Source organism: Pseudomonas sp. AC247, from assembly GCF_979258015.1.
Window position 1 is genome coordinate 5977417 of the sequence record NZ_OZ409829.1, and the last position, 19746, is coordinate 5997162.

Genomic DNA, 19746 nt, shown 5'->3' on the forward strand with positions numbered 1-19746 from the left:
CCATGAATACCCATAAAGTCATTTGGCAGGAAGGCATGCTGCTGCGTCCGCAGCACTTCCAGCACAACGATCGCTATTACGATCACCAGATGAAAACCCGCACCCAGTTGCTGGGTGGTTACACCTGGGGTTTCCTCAATCTGGAGATCGACCTGCAGTTCCTCAACATGGGCAAACTGGTGATCAGTGCCGCCTCGGGGATTCTGCCGGACGGCAGCCTGTTCGAACTCGGTGGCAACACCGAACCGCTGGCGCTGGACGTGCCGCCGAACACCGGCAACACGCCGATCTACCTGGCGCTGCCGCTGGTCACCGGTAACCACATCGAGTCGCGCCGTCCGGAGCAGTCCGACGTGCTCGCGCGCTATACCGCGTACGACGCCGAAGTGGCCGACTCCAACGCCGGCGACGATTCCGCCAGCCAGGTCAGCTGTGGCCGACCGGACTTCAAACTGTTGCTCGGCGAGCAGCAGAGCGATCAGGCCTACGTGAAACTGAAGATCTGCGACGTGCTCGACACCACGCCCGACGGCGTGATCAGCCTCGATCCGGATTTCGTCCCGACCTACATTCAGGCCCACGCCTCCAGCTACCTGCTGTCGTGCCTGAAAGAAGTCATCAGCATGCTCAACCACCGTGGTGACACGATTGCCGAGCGGATTCGTTCCAACGGCAAGGTCGGCGGTGCCGAAGTCGGCGACTTCATGATGCTGCAACTGATCAACCGCACCGAGTTGCTGCTGCGCCACTATCTGGGGCTGGAGCAGGTTCACCCGGAGGAGTTGTACCGCACGCTGCTGACCATGCTCGGCGACCTGGCGACCTTCTCCGGCGATAGCAAACGTCCGCGTCTGGACAGCCGCTACTCGCACGCCGACCAGGGCGCGAGCTTCCGCAAACTGATGGACGCGATTCGTCAGGTGCTGTCGATGGTGCTGGAACAGCACGCCATCGAGCTGATCCTGCAAGCGCGCCAGTACGGCATCATCGTGTCGCCGTTGCACGACCACAAACTGCTCGGCTCGGCCTCGTTCGTGCTGGCGGCCAGTGCCAACTGCGACTCCGAAGAACTGCGCCACCGCTTGCCGGCGCACCTCAAGGTCGGCCCGGTGGAGCGTATCCGCCAACTGGTCAACCTGCACCTGCCGGGGATCAAGGTCAAACCGTTGCCCGTGGCCCCACGGCAGATCGCGTTCCACTCGAACAAAACCTATTTCATCCTCGAACTCAGTTCCGAAGACCTGGCGCAACTCGAGCGCTCCGGCGGCTTCGCGTTCCACGTGTCCGGCGAATTCGCCGAGCTTGAACTGAAATTCTGGGCCATCAGGAACTGACCGACATGATCAAGGACATGGAACACAACCAGGACGACAAAACCGTCCTGCTCGACCGTCAGGGCCACGGCCCGGCGTCGAGTCCGCTGACCGATTTCGCCGCGCCGCCGCGTTTCGAGCAACTGGAAGAACGGATGATCTACGCCGCGCGCCTGCGCCCGGCCGAAGCGTTCAACATCAGCCTCAATTCGCTGGTGGCGGCGTCCTCCGAACTGCTCTCGGAAGTGGTGCGCCTCAAGCACAGCGAAACCCGCGAAGACTTGTACGCGCTCAACGAGCGCCTGACCGCCGGGCTCAAGCTGTTTGAAGTGCGCGCCCTGCACAACGGCGCCGAAAGCAGCCAGGTGATGGCCGCGCGTTACGTGCTTTGCACCGTGGTCGACGAAGCCGTCGTGACCACGCCGTGGGGCAACGAAAGCGAATGGTCGCAGATGAGCCTTTTGAGCAGCTTCCACAACGAAACCTTCGGTGGCGAGAAGTTCTTCCAGTTGCTCGATCGGCTGTCGAAGAACCCGGTCAAGCACCTGCCGATGCTCGAGCTGATGTACCTGTGCCTGTCCCTCGGTTTCGAGGGCAAGTACCGCGTACAGGCACGCGGCATGCTCGAACTCGAAGGCATCCGCGACGCCTTGTACCGGCAGATCCGTCAGTTGCGTGGCGACGTGCCGCGCGAGTTGTCGCCGCACTGGGAAGGCTTGAACGATCAGCGCCGCAACCTGGTGCGCATCGTGCCGGCGTGGATGGTGGTGTTGTTCACCTTCGTCTGCCTGGTGGTGATGTATTCGGGCTTCGCCTGGGTCTTGGGCGAGCAGCGCGACACCGTTCTGCAACCATATCAGCCGCTTGATCCGGCCGCGGTCCAGCCGCAGTCGCAGCCGTAAACAGGGACGTGTGATGAAAAAGTTTTTCAAGAAAGTCGGCGCCTTCCTGCGCCAGACCTGGGTCTGGACCCTGCTGCTGGTGCTGTTCGTGGCGCTGCTGGTGTGGTTCGTCGGCCCGTTGTTGGCGGTTGATGACTACAAGTTCTGGGAAGGTTCGACCTCCCGTCTGTTGACCATCAGCGTGCTGTTCCTGATCTGGGGCCTGACCATGGTCTTCGTCAGCTGGCGCGCGGGCATCCGCAAGAAAGCCGATGAAGAATCCGAAGACGGTCAGGATCGCATCCGCCGCGAAGAGCAGATCGACGAAGAACAGAAAGAGTTGAAGGCGCGCTTCAAGGACGCGCTGAAAACCCTGAAGACCTCGAGCCTGTATCGCGGCCGCAGCGAACGCTGGCGCAGCGACTTGCCGTGGTACCTGTTGATCGGCCCACAGGCCTCGGGCAAGACCAGCCTGCTGGACTTTTCCGGTCTGGAATTCCCGATCAACAAGATCGACCGCAAGCTGACCCGCGACACCCTCGGCACCCGTCATTGCGACTGGTACTTCGCCGATCACGGTGTGCTGATCGACACCGCCGGCCGTTACCTGACGCAGCCTGACGCCGAAGTCGACGGCAGCGCCTGGACCACCTTGCTGGAACTGTTGCGCAAGCGTCGTCGTGGCCGTCCGTTGAACGGCGTGCTGGTGACCATTCCGGTGGAAACCCTGCTCGGCGGCAGCGAACAAGACATCGACACCCTGGCGCGCCAGGTGCGTGCCCGTCTGCAAGACGTGCATCAGAAACTGCACGTCGACGTGCCGGTGTATCTGGTGCTGAGCAAGGCTGACAAGCTGCTGGGCTTCGACGAGTTCTTCGATCAACTGACCCGCGAAGAAAGCGATCAGGTGCTCGGTACCAGTTTCCGCAAGGATCAGGTCGGCACCGACGTGGCCGTGCTGCGCAACGAGTTCGAAGAACTGCTGCGTCGCCTCAACAGCCAAGTGATCATGCGCATGCACTCCGAGCGCGACACGCAGCGCCGTGGCCGCATCCTCGACTTCCCGCATCAACTGGGGCAGATCGGCGAGCGCATGTGCCTGTTCGTCGACATGGCGTTCACCGGCAACCGTTATCAGCGTGCTACGCAACTGCGCGGTTTCTACCTGACCAGTGCACCGCACTTGACCCAGGAAATGGATGCGAGCACCGCCGGCATCGGCGCCAACCTCGGCATCAGTGCCGGCGTGTTGCCGACCCTGCGCAGCGGCCGTTCGCGGTTCATTCATCACCTGCTCAGCCGGGTGATTTTCCCTGAAGCCGATCTGGCCGGTCTCGACAAGCGCGAGCGCAGCCGCATCCATTGGGGGCAACGTGCGTTGTACGTCGGCGCACTGGCGGCACTGGCGTTGTTCGGCATGCTCTGGGCCGGCGGTTTCTCGGCCAACTACGAGCGTCTGGAAAACCTGCGCAACCTCGCGCAGAACTGGACGCAGCAGCGCTCGGCCTTGTCGCCGCGCGATGATGCGATGGGCGCGCTGAAAACCCTCGACACCAGCTACGCCGCGACCCAGGCCTTCCCGAAAAAAGGTGATGTCTCCTACCTTGAGCGTGGCGGTCTGTATCAGGGTGAAACGGTTAATCCGGTGGTCAAAGAAGCTTACGAGCGCGAGCTTGAGAAGCAACTGCTGCCACGCGTTGCGACCATGCTTGAAGGGCAGATTCGCGCCAACATGAAGGACCGCGAAAAGCTGCTCAACAGCCTGCGCGCGTACCTGATGCTGAACATGAAAGACCGTCGCGACGCCGCATGGCTGAAGGACTGGGTCGCGACTGACTGGTCGACGCGCTACACCGGCAACACCGCGGTGCAGAACGGTCTGAACACTCACCTCGAACGCCTGCTAAAGCTGCCTTTCATCTACCCGCTGAACGACCAGTTGGTCACGCAGGCGCGTCAGGTATTGCGCAGCGAATCGTTGGCCACCGTGGTTTATCGCATGCTCCGCGAGCAGGCGCGCAACTTGCCGGAATACCGTTTCAGCCAACACCTCGGCCCGCAAGGCTCGCTGTTTATCGGTACCGAATACGTGATCCCGGGCTTCTACACGCAGACCGGTTATCAGCAGTACTTCTCGGTGCAGGGTTCGGCGCTGGTCACCGACATCCTGCGTGACAACTGGGTGCTGGGCGAAGGTGCGGGCATCAGCGACATGGACTTGCGTCGCCTGATGGTCGAACTGGAGCAGCTGTATTTCCGCGACTACGCCAACTACTGGAGCGAAGCCGTTGGCCAGGTGGCGTTGCCGCCGATCAGCGACGCCGGTGAAGGCGCCGAGCAACTGGCGGGCCTGACTTCGGCCAACTCGCCGGTGCTCGCATTGCTCACCGAAGTGCGTGAAAACACCCGCTTCCCGGCTGCTGCCGATCCGGTCGATGAAGCCGGTGATGCCGCCGATGCACTGGCGGGGCAGAAGGGCAAACTGGGTAAAGTCGGCAAACTGGCGTCTGCCGTGGCGGACAAGGCTTCGGCCCTGAACGTTGCCAAGAGCCTGCCGGACACCGCGAAGAAGTCGCTGCAACGTCGCTTCGAACCGCTGCATCGTTTGCTCGATGACAACAACGGTCCGGGCGCCGACCTGACGCCAGCCTTCAACGCGCTCAACGACCTGCAACTGCAACTGTCCGGTCTGGCCCGTTCCAGCACGCCGGAACAAGCCGCGTTCGAACTGGCGAAAACCCGCATGAGCGGCCAGCGTGATGCGCTGACCAACCTGCGCACCGCTTCCGGTCGCCTGCCGCGTCCACTGAGCGTGTGGTTCAACGTGCTGGCCGAAGACTCCTGGCGTCTGGTGCTCAACGATGCTTACCAATACCTCAACGGCCGTTATCAGAACGAGCTGTACAGCGTGTATGGCAAGACCATCAGCAAGCGTTATCCGTTCAGCGCCAGCAGCACCAGCGACGTGGCGATCAGCGACTTCCGCGAGTTCTTCAAGGCGCAAGGCACCGTTGACCGTTTCTTCGACAGCTACATGCGTCCGTTCGTAAGCGGCGATCCGGGCAACTACCGCATGCGCAGCATCGACGGTCACAGCCTGCCGGTGTCCAAGGTCTACCTCGATCAGATGGCGGCGGCGCTGACGATTCGTCAGAGCTTCTTCTCGATCAACCCGGCCGAACCGACCGTGCAGTTCAAACTGGAGCCGTACACCCTCGACCCGGCGGTCAGCCGTTCCGAGTTCAAGTTCGGCGACAAGACCATGGAATACCGTCACGGCCCGATCCTGCCAATGTCGTTCAAGTGGCCGACCGAGGCTGAAGACGGTCGCACCAGCCTGGTCATGGACAAAATGGCCGGCCGCCCGATCGGTATCGAGAAGAACTCCGGCCCATGGTCGCTGTTCCGTCTGTTCGACCTGATGCAGACCGAGTACCTGACCGGTCGCGACGTGCTGGTGCTGAAAGCTGACGTAGGCGGCCTGCGCGCCAACTACCTGCTGACCAGCCAGCGCACGCCGAACCCGTTCGACATGGGCGTGCTGCGCACCTTCCGTATGCCGGTGCAGCTCTGATGCTGGTGGCCAGTCCCTGGCGTAGCGCGGCGCGTACCGACCCGGGTAAGGTGCGGGCGCGCAACGAAGATGCCTTCCTCGACCATCCGCAGCAGGGGCTGTGGGTGGTCGCGGACGGCATGGGCGGTCATCAGGGTGGCGACGTCGCCAGCCAGTTGATCGTCGCCAGCCTGGCTGAACTGCCGGCACACGACGAGTTCGACGAACGCCTCAAAGCCATTCGCCAGTGCCTGCACTGGCTGAACCGGCGCCTGGGGCAGGAGTTGACCGTCACTGCCGGCCGTCACGACAGCATCATGGGCAGCACCGTCGTGGCGCTGCTGGTGGAAGGCAATCGCGCGGCCTGCATCTGGGCCGGCGACAGCCGCTGCTACCTGTGGCGCGGCCAGCGTCTGTATCAACTGTCCAAAGACCATTCGCTGCAACAGCAACTGATCGACGAGCAACAGATGAGCGTCGAACAGGCGGCAGCGCACCCGTCGGCTCAGGCATTGACCCGAGCCGTCGGCGCCGCCGAACAACTGACCCTGGATGTCCTCGAACTCGAGGTCTATCCGGGCGATGCGTTTTTGCTCTGCAGCGATGGTTTGTATCAAGGCCTGAGCAGCGATGCCCTCGGCAACGCCCTCAGCCTCAGCGCGCCGCACGTGGCGCTGGAACGTTTGTTCGACGGTGCCCTGCGGGGCGCCGCTCGGGACAATTTGACTGCCGTGGTAATCCGCCAATGAGTGAAATCGAATCACCCATCGATGATGTGCTGATGAGCGAAGAACAGGCCAACAACCTGACCTACTTCGCCTTCGCCAAAGCCCATAACGCGGAACCCGCGCTGGCCCCGACCAAGGCCAGCATCGGCGCGTTGCCGGACGTGCTGGCCGGCCGTTATCGCCTCGAGCGCCTGCTCGGGGCTGGCGGCATGGGCGCTGTATACCGGGCGAGGGATCTGCTGCACGAACAGTTCGGCGATCCCGACCCTTACATCGCGCTGAAAATCCTCAGCGAAGAATTTGCCGAATCGCCGGACGCCAGTGCCTTGCTCTACAGCGAGTTCGCCCTGACCCGACGCCTGCGCCACGACAACGTTGTGCGCGCGCACACCTTTGAAGTCGACACCGATTGCCAGCGGGCCTTCATCACCATGGAATACATGCGTGGCCTGACCCTGGACAAATTGCTCTGCGAGCGGCCCCTCGGCCTGCCGTGGAAAGAACTGCGTGACATCGTCCTGCCGCTGCTCGACACGCTGGCCTACGCCCACCGTCGCGGCGTGCTGCACGGCGACATGAAACCGAGCAACGTCATGCTCAGCGAAGACGGCTTGCGCCTGTTCGACTTCGGTCTCGGCCAGGCAGAAGAGGGCACCTTGCCCGGCCTGCCGCACCTGAGCCGCGAGCGCTTCAACGCCTGGACGCCAGGCTACGCCGCCCCCGAACTGCTTGAAGGCCAACCGTTGTCGGCCAGCGCAGACGTCTACGGCGTGGCCTGCGTGATCTATGAATTGGCGGGCGGCAAACACCCGTTCCGCCGCTTGCCCTCGACCCAGGCCCGCGACGAGCACCTGGAGCGCGAGGTGCAAGCTCCGGCAAACCTGCCGAAACACTGCTGGCCTGCGCTGCAAACAGCGCTGAGCTTCCACGCGGCAGAACGCACCATCACTGCCACTCAATTGCGTGACGCCATGGGCGCCACCTCGTCCTGGCTGCAACGTCTGCGACTTCGGGCATAACGGATGACATTCGAACAGGGAACACACAATGTTCAACTCAGCTAACGAGACCCACTTCAGCCTGACGGTCGAAGACTATGTCGGCGACCTGCAAGTGCTGTCGTTCACCGGCACCGAAGGCATCAGCCAGCCGTTTCGCTTCGACCTCGAACTGGTCAGCGAAAACCCGGATCTGGACCTGGAAAAGCTCCTGCACAAACAGGCCTTCCTCGCCTTCGATCCGCAGGGCTCCGGCATTCACGGGCAGATCTATCGCGTCGCCCAAGGCGATGCCGGCAAGCGCCTGACCCGCTACAAAGTGTCGCTGGTGCCGCAACTGCAGTACCTGCATCACCGCACCAACCAGCGCATCTACCAGCAGATGTCGGCGCCGAAAATCATCGCGCTGATCCTCGAAGAACACGGCATCAAAGGCAACGCCTACAACTTCCAGTTGAGCCAGCCGTGCCCGGATCGCGACTACTGCGTGCAGTACGACGAAACCGACCTGCACTTCGTCCAGCGCCTGTGCGAAGAGGAAGGCATCCACTACCACTTCCAGCACACCCCGAAAGGGCACCTGCTGGTGTTCGGCGACGACCAGACCGTGTTCCCCAAACTCGGCCAGCCGACCGCTTACATTCAGGGCAGCGGCATGGTGGCTGACGAGCCGGTGATCAAAGGCTTCCGCCTGCGCCTGGAGACCCGCACCAGCCGCGTCACCCGCCGCGACTACGACTTCGAAAAACCGCGTCTGCAAATGGAAGCGGCCTACAAACCGGACGCCGCTCCCGATAGCCAAAGCGCCGAACCGGATCTGGAAGACTACGACTACCCCGGCCGCTTCATCGACCGCGCGCGCGGCAAGTTCCTCAGCCAGCGCGCCCTCGAACGCCACCGCGCCGACTACCGCCAGGCCGAAGGTCGCGGCGATCAGACCCGCCTGGTCACGGGCCACTTCATGGAACTGTCCGACCACCCGCGCAGCGAGTGGAACGACCTGTGGCTGCTCACCGAAATCTTCCACGAAGGCAAACAACCGCAAGTCCTCGAAGAAGGCGTGACCAGCGACACCACCGACAACAAAGACGACTTCCACCAGGGCTACCGCAACACCTTCCTCGGCACCCCGTGGGACGTGTTCTACCGCCCGGCCCTCGAACACCCGAAACCGCGTGTAATCGGCAGCCAGACCGCCCACGTCACCGGCCCCGCCGGTGAAGAAATCCACTGCGACCAGTACGGCCGCATCAAGGTGCAATTCCACTGGGACCGCGAAGGCCAGGCCGACGACAAAACCAGCTGCTGGCTGCGCGTTTCCAGCTCCTGGGCCGGCGACCGCTACGGCGCCATCAGCATCCCGCGCGTCGGCATGGAAGTCCTCGTCACGTTCCTCGAAGGCGACCCCGACCAACCCCTCGTCACCGGCTGCCTGTACCACAAGGAAAACCCGGTGCCCTACGCCTTGCCGGCGAACAAGACGCGCAGTGTGTTCAAAACGCTCAGCTCACCGGGTGGCGGCGGCTACAACGAACTGCGCATCGAAGACAAGAAAGGCGCGGAGCAGATCTACATCCACGCCCAGCGCGATTGGGATGAGAACGTTGAGCGCGACCAGATGATTCGGGTCGGCAACGAACGCCACGACACCGTCGAGAAGAACACCTACACCGAACTCAAGGCCGAAGAACACCGCACTACGGTTTCCGACCGCAAGGTTGAAACGCGAATCGATGATCACCTGACAGTTGGGCAGAACCAGCACATCAAACTGGGGACTGCGCAACTGACCAGCGCTGGGAAAGAGATACATCTCAAGGCTGGGGACAAGATTGTCATTGAGGCGGGGACTGAGCTGACCATTCTTGGGGGTGGCAGCTTTATCAAGCTTGATGGCGGTGGGGTTACGGTGGTTGGGCCGGTGGTGAAGATTAATGCCGGTGGCTCGCCTGGTAATGGGACCGGGATCGGGATTAAACCGCCAGTGCTGCCGGTCGCGGCGGACAAGGATAAGGCCGGCAGCCTGATGGATCGCGCTCAGGGCAACACACGATCGCCAGTCCCACCCGCCCCGGTGAAGAACCTGCGCTTTGACATTCGTCTGGCTGACCGCCCGGGGGGCGGTGCCTTTGCATTGGCGAACACACCGTGGCGCATTATCAAAATGAGTGAGCCGACCTGGAAAAAAATCGGTCGCGTGCCGGAAAGCGACGTCATCGCCAAAGGCGAAACCGATGACGAAGGCAAAGTCACCCTTACCGATGCTGTTCAGAAGAAGCTGTCCCTCGAATACCCACAAAATCCGGAAATGTTCTGGCTGGTATATCCAGGTCAATGCGTTGCGCTCAAGGCACATACCGACACCGGCTGGTCTGAAGAACAGCGTGAACTGCTGGCACTGGCAAGTATGGACTTCAGCAGCGAGCCCCACTCCAACGCCCGTCACGAACAAGCCGGCACAGACAAACTCAGCGCCTTCGAAAACTTGTCACTGACCGACGGCATTGCACTCTTCGACAAATTAAAGGGATTTAAGGCATGAGCAACTTGAACGGCGTTCAGCCCAAGCAACTGAACCAGCTCAACTCAAAAGAAGGCGATGCCTACACCGCTACTTCCGCTCCTGGCTGGTTCATCAAAGGCAATGCCAAATACGGCGAAGCGTTCTCACCTGAGCGCCCGGGCAACGAAGTGAAGTTTTTCACCACCGGTAGCGACTACTTCAAAGATGTCGCCAATGCGATAAAAAACGCTAAGAAATCCATCTTCATTTCCGGCTGGCAGATCAACTACGAAGTGCGGCTGGAGGGCGAAACCCGGCTGTGGGACTGCGTGCACCATGCGCTGCACAAAGGCGCGGCACCGGACATCTACCTCATGCCTTGGCTGTCGCCGAAGGCCGCCGTTGATACCGGTGATCTGGAAACCATGGTGGCCGCGTTTGTTTTGAATGCCGGTCTCGCGAAGAAAAAAGTCTGGTGCCTGCCGGCGATCCAGCAAAGCGACATGGGCACCCTTGGCCTGTTCTTTTCCCATCACCAGAAGATGGTGGTGATCGACAACGAAATCGCCTACGTCGGTGGGATCGACCTCGCCTACGGGCGCCGCGATGACAACAACTTTCGTCTGGCCGCCGAAGGCCGAACCGCCAACGAGTTTTACAACCCGTGCATCCCGCCGATCAAGGAAATCGAAGCCCACAAGCAATACCCGTACATGACCACCGTCGAGTTGATCGGCGCAGCCTTGATGGAGGGTGATGTCTTGAGCAAGGCCCAGCGCAAGCTGGCATGGGCAAAAGATAACAAGATGTTCAACGTGCTGCGGGAAGCCAAGAAAGACGCCGGCGAATGGTTCGCCGAAAAGGGCAAGGACGGCCTGCGCTTGCTCGGTGCGGGTGCTGCGTACTCTACCGGCGGTGTGATCTACATTGCCGAGTTCATCCAGCAACAGTTGACCGGAGACAACCTGGAAGGCTGGAAGAAAAGCTTGCGCCAATGGAAAACCTCGCTCGATGGCGCCGTCGGCACCATTGATCATGAAGTGCAGACGCTGCAAAAAACCGACAGTGCCCTGACTGAACTGCGCCAGGAAGCCAAATCCATCAGCGAGGCCATTGGTGTGGCGCTGAACAAACCGGAGCAAGCCTCGGCCATTCAGCAGCGCGTCGAGAACTGGCTGGTGCGCGCGCAACAGAAAATTCCTGCGGTGACCGCGGTCACTCAGCCGGGTCGCGCCAAGTTGCAAACTCAGGTCACCCGCCTCAAGGGTGAAGTGCAGACCTGGGTAGAGCGCGCTGCTCCGCAGGCGGACAAGTTTCAACAAGACTTGTCCGCCTGGGCTGGCCAAGTCATTAAGTCCGGCGGTCAAATCAGCGAGCAGCTATTGAACGAAGGCAGCGAACTCACCAGCCTGTGGATCCAGCAAACAGGGCTGGGCGCGTTTTATGCCTGGCTCAACAACACGCCAACGCCGATTATCACCGCCAAGGCGATGACGGAATTCGAACAGATCTCCACCCCTTTTGTCCTCTACCTGCACTCGGTTCTCGACCGATTGAGCGATGCTCAAACGGGCCAGCCCTATTCCTACCTGGCCGATCCCGCGACCCGCCTGCTGCCACCCGGCGGCATGATGCTCGACAGCATCAAACAACCGCGCATGCCTTGGCATGACGTGCACATGCGCCTGGAAGGCAGCTCGGTTTATGACCTGTCGCGCAATTTCATTGATCGCTGGAACAGCCTGCAGGCGCGCTTCGACGGCAAAGTGCAGAAGATGCCAAGCGTGCTGACCGGCCTGCTGAAGTTCGCTGACAAGAACCTTGAGCCCGTCCCGTTCAAACCGCACTACCTCGCGCAACCCGAACGTGTCGCACCAAAGGGCAAAATGAGCATGCAAGTACTGCGAAGCGCTCCGCTGCGCATGCAAACCGAAGAACGCCAGGGCGCCAGCAAGTCAGGCGCCAAAGCTCCAGCCTCCGCCCCGACAGGCGTTCAGGCAAATTGCATGCAGGCCATGCTTCAAGCGATCTCGGGGGCGCAGCATTTCATTTACATTGAGAACCAGTTTTTTCAGAGTGCGTATGGCGAGGACACAAAGCCCTCGGCCGACCTGATCAAAGGGCCAACGCAAAGCTTGATGAACATTTCCGGGCTGCCAGACTTTGAAACTTATAAAACGCGACTGCGCTTGGATGAAGTCGACAAAGACCCGAAAAAATTGCACAAGATCAATTATTTCGCACTGGCAGAGATGATACGAAACAAAGAAGCCGAAGCATTGACTCAAGGCATCATGCAGGTGTTGACCAACCAGTCAACCGTCGAAGGCCTGAACCTCCTGCAAAAGCCACAAACCGCCCTGATAAACCCGCTGTGCGAAGCGCTGGCCGATCGAATTGAACGCGCGATCGAAATGGGCGAGAACTTCCATGTCTACATGGTTCTTCCCGTGCACCCCGAAGGACCGCTCAACGCGATCAATCTGATGACTCAAGTTCACCTGACGATGCAAAGCATTTCTCTGGGCCAGCAGAGCTTGATAAAACGAGTGCAGCGGGCGATGGCGATGAAGGAGCAGATGGATAGAGGCAGATCGGAAGCGGTCGCGAAGGCCGGTATAGAGCTCGCTGGAGACGGAACTGACACGCTCAAGGTTTATGAAAAAATGAAATGGTCGAAATACCTGACTCTCTTGAATCTTCGGTCATGGGAACTGCTCGACCAGCCGGTTACGGAACAGATTTACGTGCACAGTAAATTGCTTATTGCAGATGATCGTGTGGCGATACTCGGCAGCGCAAACATCAATGATCGCAGCCAGTTGGGTGATCGAGACTCCGAGTTGGCTGTGATCGTATCGGGCACGGTTTCGACACCTGCTCCAGTGAACGGAAAAAAACAACATCCCGTCTGCCCTGAGATCAAGGCGTTACGAGGCAAGCTGTGGCGCAAGTTGTTTGCGCTTGACGCCACAGATAAAGGCGTCAAAGTCCGGCCCGCTACGCTGCTGGGTAGTTTGATAGATGAACCTGCGTCACCGGAAACCTGGAAGGCGATTCAGAAACAAGCGCAAAAGAACTCTGATGCATACAGAGAAGCCTTTACTTTTATCCCAGGTGACGATGTATCAATCTGGCCGACTTGGAAAAAAGATCTAAAAACAGATACAGGCATGTCGACGGGTAAAAAAGAAAAGCCAATGCCTTTCGAAACTGAATTCTGGAAAAAATACAAACCCAGCGGAATGCCAAGAGAAATCCTCGGATTTATAACAGTATTTCCTGTTAACTGGACAAAAAATGAAAATAATGACTCCGGTTTCAGCAAGACCATACTTGCTAAAATACAACCCAACAAAAAGGAAGGTGAAGATATAGCTGTCGCAGCTTTAAACAATAACCGAGTCACGGAAAATTCATAATGCGTCCTATTAAGCCAATCTACATTTTACTCAGCTGCTATTTTCTTTTAACCCAAACTGCGCAAGCAGAAAACGCTAATACCACAACAATCACCAACACTGAATGCCTAGGGCGCTCGCTATTTGATATCAATCAAGATACATCATGGCACTTACTGAACGACCAGTGGGACTATACCGACCGCCTCAATTTTGCCACCTACACTCCGGACATAAGACTGGAGGACAAAGAACTCAATTACGGCAGCGATCCAACAAATGATGCTTACAGCCTCGTCACTATAGATGTCAGTCCAAAAACTACTTTCGAAACATTCAAAAAACTGGTCGACAGACATAGCCCAAGCGTGGTTGAGGCGAAAGAACGAGTTATAAAAAATAAAATAGAAGAAATTTCAGTAGCCATGACCGGTGACTTGTCGCGCTCGGATCCTGATCAATACAAATCCTTAGAGGATGAAAGAGACGAGCTTAGGGAGAAATTTGACAAGTTGGGTAGAGCAACCATAGAGCGAGTTTTGTTACCGGGCCTAATCGCTGAATTCAAAGAACAAAAAAAACCTACTGAAAAACTCGAACTTGAACTTGAAACCTACCAGAAAGAGTTCGACAGCTATCCAACAGACGAACTCTATGCCGAACAGTCCTCTTTCGAATTCGGCATGCCAAACGCCTACGGCGCTCGTCACCCCCACAAGCTTATCGTCCTGCTATGGCGCGACGAGCGCGTCTATCGTTTTGCCTTCGGCCAGCAGAGCGCCTATTCCAGACACAGAAGCTCGTTCGAAAAACTGCTTCCTGCCGCCCGTGATCTGCTAGCACGGTTCCGCACACGCGCCGAATTTGAGATACCCAAAGAGCCTGGCTTCTGCTTACCTTTCGGCTTCATCGCCGATGATGGCAAAGCCCACTACTCAATTACCATGGCCTGGCATCCCACTGACAACCCGAACTTGCTGTACAGCCTTAGTTTGAGTGATGACATCGGCAAAGCTTTTGACTTGCTGCCCATATTGACCACACCGATCATGGCCAACCCGTTCCCAAGCGCCGGCGTCATTCAAACCTTCGGGCCTTCAAAGGTGCAGATCGGTTCGCGCGAAGGACTTATGGGTGGCAAGTATTACAGACCCACTGATCCACAAGGCGATGAAAACTCTTCCACAGAACGCTTTGTCATAACCGCCGGAACGGCCAATAAAGGCTGGGAGCCTAGCCTAGTATTGAAAGCCGAGAATTATGCTTCAAAACAAGTCAGAACCTTTGAGCAGAGCAAGCAAGACTTCCTCAACATCCTGAAGAGCTTCCGCCTGCAACCTGGCATGGAAAAGCTGACCGGTAAGTGAAAGCAATCTTGCGGTGCGCAAATAGAGCAGATCTGTTCAATGTCCGACTTGGATAATCTGCTCAGCACCGCAGCAATTAGCAGTCGAACGAATACGCTATACAAGTCCCGTTAATGGCGATCAGCAACTGGATACGGAAGCCCCTGATGCATGCCACTCACTTCTTATATGCCTTATTTACGTCAGCGCTGATGAGTTCACTGATAGCGCAAGCCGGCACTGGAGAGTCTAAATCACAAACAGAGTGCTTGGGGCGTTCGGTATTCGACATACAATCAGAAATAAAATGGCATTTGCTTAATGATCAATGGACTTATACTAACGGCACCAATTTCACCACCTACTCACCGGATATACGCTTGGCGGACAAGCAGCTCAGTTACGGCAGTGATCCAACAAATGATGCATACGGTCTAGTCACCATTGAAGTCTCACCTAAAACCGATTTAGAAACCTTTAACGAATTGGTCAGCAGCCATCGCCCAGACATAACCGTGGCAAAAGAACGTGTAGTAAAAAACAAAATCGACAAAATTTCAGAAATAATGACAGGTGACTTATCTCGCTCGGACCCCGCAAAATATAAATCACTGCAAAAGCAACGACTCGATCTCCGCAAAACATTAACCAGAATCAGAAAAGTAAGCACCGAACTCGTTGTGCTGGCGGACTTTATAAGTCAATTCAAAAGAGAAAACCGTCCCTACGAACATTTTGAAATTGAACTGGAAGACTACAAAAAAGAATTCGACACCTACCCCACGGACGATCTGTACGCCGAGCAGTCCGCCTTCGACTTCGGCATGCCAGACGCCTACGGCGCTCGCTATCCCGACAAACTCATCGTGCTCTTGTGGCGTGACGACCGAATCTATCGCTTCGCATTCGGCCAACAAAGCGACTATTCCGAACACAGAAGCTCGTTCGAAAAACTACTCCCCGCCGCCCGTGACCTGCTCGCGCGCTTCCGCACGCGCGCAGAATTTGAGATACCCAAAGAGACTGGCTTTTGCCTGCCCTTCGGCTTCATCGCCGATGATGGCAAAGCCCACTACTCGATCACCATGGCCTGGCATCCCACTGACAATCCGAACCTGCTTTACAGCCTGAGTTTGAGTGACGACATCGGCAAAGCCCTTAATCTGCTCCCGGTATTGACCACGCCGATCATGGGCAACCCATTCCCAAGTGCCGGCGTCATTCAAACGTTCGGCCCTTCAAAAGTGCAAATCGGATCGCGCACAGGAATCATGGGCGGCAAGTATTACAATCCCACGGACCCGCAAGGCGGAGAAATTGAGGCCACAGAACGATTCGTCATGACCGCGGGTCTGGCCAACAAGGGTTATGAGCCAAGCATGGTGTTAAAGGCCCAGAATTACGCTTCGACACAAGTCAGAACCTTTGAGCAGAGCAAGGAAGACTTCCTCAGCATTCTAAAAAGCTTCCGCCTACAACCGGGCATGGACAAACTGACCGGTAAGTGAAAGCAGAATCCGGGGGGCGCAAATAGCGCAGATTTTTCCGTAAGGGATACTTGGATAAATCTGCCTCCCCCGCAAAACCTGAATGACTCAAGGCTGGTAAAGGGGACAGATTTATTTATCCGATGGTTTATCGTTGAGCCAAAATAAATCTGTCCCCTTTGTTCGTCCCCTTTGATCGATTAACGAACCCGCCGCCCCAAAAACTTGGGAGAGCATACAAGAACAGGCATTGCTAAGCTTAACCAGTTACAAAAAAGCTTTCTCTTTCATCCCTAATAATTATGATTCCATATGGCCAACCTGGATAAAACAAAAACAAACTACCAACCCGATGGCCGGGACAAGAGAGTTTATGCCATTTGAAAGCGAATTCTGGAAAAAACCAGTCGCCGGCAAAGCGCCCGAAGAAATACTTGGCTTTATCACAGCTCTTTCGGTCAATTGGAAAAAAAACGAAAACAACGACTCTGAGTTCCACATGACTATTCTTGCCAAGATAACGCCAAGTATCCAAAGTGAAAATCACGAAAAAATCTTGATCGTATCTGCGGCCAAAACACAAACGATGGAAAACTCCTGATGCGCAACTGTCACTTTTGGCCCATATTTCTAACAATCCTAATGACGGGCTTTCAAAACACCCAAGCTGCTTCTAAGGCTTCATCTGATTCGAGCAAAACAGAATGTCTCGGGCGTACCGTATTTGAAACTCGAGAAGATATTACATGGCACCTGCTTGATGACCGATGGGACTACTCGGATGGCACAGGCCTTGGCAGTTAACGTTGTGCGCGCACACACCTTTGAAGTCGACACCGATTGCCAGCGGGCCTTCATCACCATGGAATACATGCGTGGCCTGACCCTGGACAAATTGCTCTGCGAGCGGCCCCTCGGCCTGCCGTGGAAAGAACTGCGCGACATCGTCCTGCCGCTGCTCGACACGCTGGCCTACGCCCACCGTCGCGGCGTGCTGCACGGCGACATGAAACCGAGCAACGTCATGCTCAGCGAAGACGGCTTGCGCCTGTTCGACTTCGGTCTCGGCCAGGCAGAAGAGGGCACCTTGCCCGGCCTGCCGCACCTGAGCCGCGAGCGCTTCAACGCCTGGACGCCAGGCTACGCCGCCCCCGAACTGCTTGAAGGCCAACCGTTGTCGGCCAGCGCAGACGTCTACGGCGTGGCCTGTGTGATCTATGAACTGGCGGGCGGCAAACACCCGTTCCGCCGCTTGCCCTCGACCCAGGCCCGCGACGAGAACCTGGAGCGCGAGCTGCAAGCCCCGGCAAACCTGCCGAAACACTGCTGGCCTGCGCTGCAAACAGCGCTGAGCTTCCACGCGGCAGAACGCACCATCACTGCCACTCAATTGCGTGACGCCATGGGCGCCACCTCGTCCTGGCTGCAACGTCTGCGACTTCGGGCATAACGGATGACATTCGAACAGGGAACACACAATGTTCAACTCAGCTAACGAGACCCACTTCAGCCTGACGGTCGAAGACTATGTCGGCGACCTGCAAGTGCTGTCGTTCACCGGCACCGAAGGCATCAGCCAGCCGTTTCGCTTCGACCTCGAACTGGTCAGTGAAAATCCTGATCTGGACCTGGAAAAGCTCCTGCACAAACAGGCATTCCTGGCGTTCGATCCACAAGGTTCGGGCATTCACGGCCAGATCTACCGCGTCGCCCAGGGCGATGCCGGCAAGCGCCTGACCCGCTACAAAGTGTCGCTGGTGCCGCAACTGCAATACCTGCATCACCGCACCAACCAACGCATCTACCAGCAGATGTCGGCGCCGAAAATCATCGCGCTGATCCTCGAAGAACACGGCATCAAAGGCAACGCCTACAACTTCCAGTTGAGCCAGCCGTGCCCGGATCGCGACTACTGCGTGCAGTACGACGAAACCGACCTGCATTTCGTCCAGCGTCTGTGCGAAGAGGAAGGCATCCACTACCACTTCCAGCACACCCCGAAAGGGCACCTGCTGGTGTTCGGCGACGACCAGACCGTGTTCCCCAAACTCGGCCAGCCGACCGCCTACATTCAAGGCAGCGGCATGGTGGCTGACGAGCCGGTGATCAAAGGATTCCGCCTGCGCCTGGAAACCCGCACCAGCCGCGTCACCCGCCGCGACTACGACTTCGAAAAACCACGTCTGCAAATGGAAGCGGCGTACAAACCGGACGCCGCTCCCGATAGCCAAAGCGCCGAACCGGATCTGGAAGACTACGACTACCCCGGCCGCTTCATCGACCGCGCGCGCGGCAAGTTCCTCAGCCAACGCGCCCTCGAACGCCACCGCGCCGACTACCGCCAGGCCGAAGGTCGCGGCGATCAGACCCGCCTGGTCACGGGCCACTTCATGGAAATGTCCGACCACCCGCGCAGCGAGTGGAACGACCTGTGGCTGCTCACCGAAATCTTCCACGAAGGCAAACAACCGCAAGTCCTCGAAGAAGGCGTGACCAGCGACACCACCGACAACAAAGACGACTTCCACCAGGGCTACCGCAACACCTTCCTCGGCACCCCGTGGGACGTGTTCTACCGCCCGGCCCTCGAACACCCGAAACCGCGTGTACTCGGCAGCCAGACCGCCCATGTCACCGGCCCCGCCGGTGAAGAAATCCACTGCGACCAATACGGCCGTATCAAGGTGCAATTCCACTGGGACCGCGAAGGCCAGGCCGACGACAAAACCAGTTGCTGGCTGCGCGTCTCCAGCTCCTGGGCCGGCGACCGCTACGGCGCCATCAGCATCCCGCGCGTCGGCATGGAAGTCCTCGTCACCTTCCTCGAAGGCGACCCCGACCAACCCCTCGTCACCGGTTGCCTGTACCACAAGGAAAACCCAGTGCCGTATGCACTGCCGGCGAACAATACGCGCAGCGTGTTCAAAACGCTCAGCTCACCGGGTGGCGGCGGGTACAACGAGCTGCGCATCGAAGACAAGAAAGGCGCGGAGCAAATCTACATCCACGCCCAGCGCGACTGGGATGAAAACGTTGAGCGCGACCAGAAGATTCGGGTCGGCAACGAACGCCACGACACCGTCGAGAAGAACACCTACACCGAGCTCAAGGCCGAAGAACACCGCACCACAGTGTCCGACCGCAAGGTTGAAACGCGAATCGATGATCACCTGACAGTTGGACAGAACCAGCACATCAAACTGGGCACTGCGCAACTGACCAGCGCGGGGAAAGAGATTCATCTCAAGGCTGGGGACAAGATTGTTATTGAGGCGGGGACTGAGCTGACCATTCTTGGGGGTGGGAGCTTTATCAAGCTCGATGGCGGTGGTGTGACGGTGGTTGGGCCGGTGGTGAAGATTAATGCGGGTGGGTCGCCTGGGGATGGGACCGGGATCGGGATTAAACCGCCGGTGCTGCCGGGGGCGGCGGATAAGGATAAGGCGGGGAGTTTGATGGATCAGGCGTTGGCTAATTCGCCGCCTGAGAAGGTTAAGCCGAAGGCTTTTTTTGTGTTTTCTGAGTGATGAGTTTTG

At 58.1% G+C, this 19746-nt stretch carries 12 protein-coding genes; all 12 read left to right on the forward strand.

Annotated elements, in window-relative coordinates; all coding sequences use genetic code 11:
- The first annotated feature begins 2 nt into the window (after window positions 1–2).
- The 12 genes from tssK to ACZZ0B_RS27080 all read left to right on the forward strand — a co-directional run bounded on the left by tssK (window position 3) and on the right by ACZZ0B_RS27080 (window position 19737).
- Window positions 3–1334: a type VI secretion system baseplate subunit TssK gene (gene tssK / locus ACZZ0B_RS27025; protein ID WP_008078710.1), complete on the forward strand. Its 1332-nt coding sequence runs from the start codon at window positions 3–5 to the stop codon at window positions 1332–1334.
- 5 nt (window positions 1335–1339) lie between these two features.
- Window positions 1340–2215 (forward strand): type IVB secretion system protein IcmH/DotU, encoded by an 876-nt coding sequence (gene icmH / locus ACZZ0B_RS27030; protein ID WP_008078709.1) that lies wholly within the window; start codon window positions 1340–1342, stop codon window positions 2213–2215.
- Window positions 2216–2228: 13 nt separating this feature from the next.
- A complete protein-coding gene (gene tssM, locus ACZZ0B_RS27035) occupies window positions 2229–5768 on the forward strand; it encodes a type VI secretion system membrane subunit TssM (protein WP_008078707.1) in 3540 nt (1179 codons plus the stop codon).
- Window positions 5768–6496, forward strand: coding sequence for a PP2C family protein-serine/threonine phosphatase (locus ACZZ0B_RS27040; RefSeq protein ID WP_008078706.1), 729 nt, complete (start codon window positions 5768–5770; stop codon window positions 6494–6496). Before tssM ends, ACZZ0B_RS27040 begins: the two co-directional genes overlap by 1 nt.
- Window positions 6493–7494 carry a serine/threonine-protein kinase gene (locus ACZZ0B_RS27045; RefSeq protein ID WP_440095969.1) on the forward strand — a complete coding sequence of 334 codons (1002 nt, stop codon included), beginning with the start codon at window positions 6493–6495 and terminating at the stop codon, window positions 7492–7494. Before ACZZ0B_RS27040 ends, ACZZ0B_RS27045 begins: the two co-directional genes overlap by 4 nt.
- Before the next feature lie 28 nt (window positions 7495–7522).
- The gene (locus ACZZ0B_RS27050) at window positions 7523–10015 is read left to right on the forward strand and encodes a type VI secretion system Vgr family protein (RefSeq protein WP_463546650.1); all 2493 of its coding nucleotides are present in this window, start codon (window positions 7523–7525) and stop codon (window positions 10013–10015) included.
- Window positions 10012–13398: a hypothetical protein gene (locus ACZZ0B_RS27055; RefSeq protein WP_463546651.1), complete on the forward strand. Its 3387-nt coding sequence runs from the start codon at window positions 10012–10014 to the stop codon at window positions 13396–13398. The genes ACZZ0B_RS27050 and ACZZ0B_RS27055 overlap by 4 nt, the downstream gene beginning before the upstream one ends.
- A complete protein-coding gene (locus tag ACZZ0B_RS27060; RefSeq protein WP_463546652.1) occupies window positions 13398–14744 on the forward strand; it encodes a T6SS immunity protein Tli4 family protein in 1347 nt (448 codons plus the stop codon). The genes ACZZ0B_RS27055 and ACZZ0B_RS27060 overlap by 1 nt, the downstream gene beginning before the upstream one ends.
- Window positions 14745–14890: 146 nt before the next feature.
- Window positions 14891–16231 carry a T6SS immunity protein Tli4 family protein gene (locus tag ACZZ0B_RS27065; RefSeq protein ID WP_463546653.1) on the forward strand — a complete coding sequence of 447 codons (1341 nt, stop codon included), beginning with the start codon at window positions 14891–14893 and terminating at the stop codon, window positions 16229–16231.
- A 229-nt stretch (window positions 16232–16460) separates the two neighbouring features.
- Window positions 16461–16811, forward strand: a complete 351-nt coding sequence (locus tag ACZZ0B_RS27070; RefSeq protein WP_463546654.1) for a hypothetical protein — start codon at window positions 16461–16463, stop codon at window positions 16809–16811.
- Window positions 16812–16970: 159 nt separating this feature from the next.
- On the forward strand, window positions 16971–17660 hold the full coding sequence (locus ACZZ0B_RS27075) for a serine/threonine-protein kinase (RefSeq protein WP_463546655.1): 690 nt from the start codon (window positions 16971–16973) through the stop codon (window positions 17658–17660).
- Between the two features lie 28 nt (window positions 17661–17688).
- Window positions 17689–19737, forward strand: coding sequence for a type VI secretion system Vgr family protein (locus tag ACZZ0B_RS27080; RefSeq protein WP_463546656.1), 2049 nt, complete (start codon window positions 17689–17691; stop codon window positions 19735–19737).
- Window positions 19738–19746: the final 9 nt, after the last annotated feature.

Coding starts and splice junctions, on each gene's coding strand:
- tssK (WP_008078710.1), top strand. CDS start 3: ATGAATACCCATAAAGTCATTTGGCAGGAAGGCATGCTGCTGCGTCCG.
- icmH (WP_008078709.1), top strand. CDS start 1,340: ATGATCAAGGACATGGAACACAACCAGGACGACAAAACCGTCCTGCTC.
- tssM (WP_008078707.1), top strand. CDS start 2,229: ATGAAAAAGTTTTTCAAGAAAGTCGGCGCCTTCCTGCGCCAGACCTGG.
- ACZZ0B_RS27040 (WP_008078706.1), top strand. CDS start 5,768: ATGCTGGTGGCCAGTCCCTGGCGTAGCGCGGCGCGTACCGACCCGGGT.
- ACZZ0B_RS27045 (WP_440095969.1), top strand. CDS start 6,493: ATGAGTGAAATCGAATCACCCATCGATGATGTGCTGATGAGCGAAGAA.
- ACZZ0B_RS27050 (WP_463546650.1), top strand. CDS start 7,523: ATGTTCAACTCAGCTAACGAGACCCACTTCAGCCTGACGGTCGAAGAC.
- ACZZ0B_RS27055 (WP_463546651.1), top strand. CDS start 10,012: ATGAGCAACTTGAACGGCGTTCAGCCCAAGCAACTGAACCAGCTCAAC.
- ACZZ0B_RS27060 (WP_463546652.1), top strand. CDS start 13,398: ATGCGTCCTATTAAGCCAATCTACATTTTACTCAGCTGCTATTTTCTT.
- ACZZ0B_RS27065 (WP_463546653.1), top strand. CDS start 14,891: ATGCATGCCACTCACTTCTTATATGCCTTATTTACGTCAGCGCTGATG.
- ACZZ0B_RS27075 (WP_463546655.1), top strand. CDS start 16,971: ATGACCGATGGGACTACTCGGATGGCACAGGCCTTGGCAGTTAACGTT.
- ACZZ0B_RS27080 (WP_463546656.1), top strand. CDS start 17,689: ATGTTCAACTCAGCTAACGAGACCCACTTCAGCCTGACGGTCGAAGAC.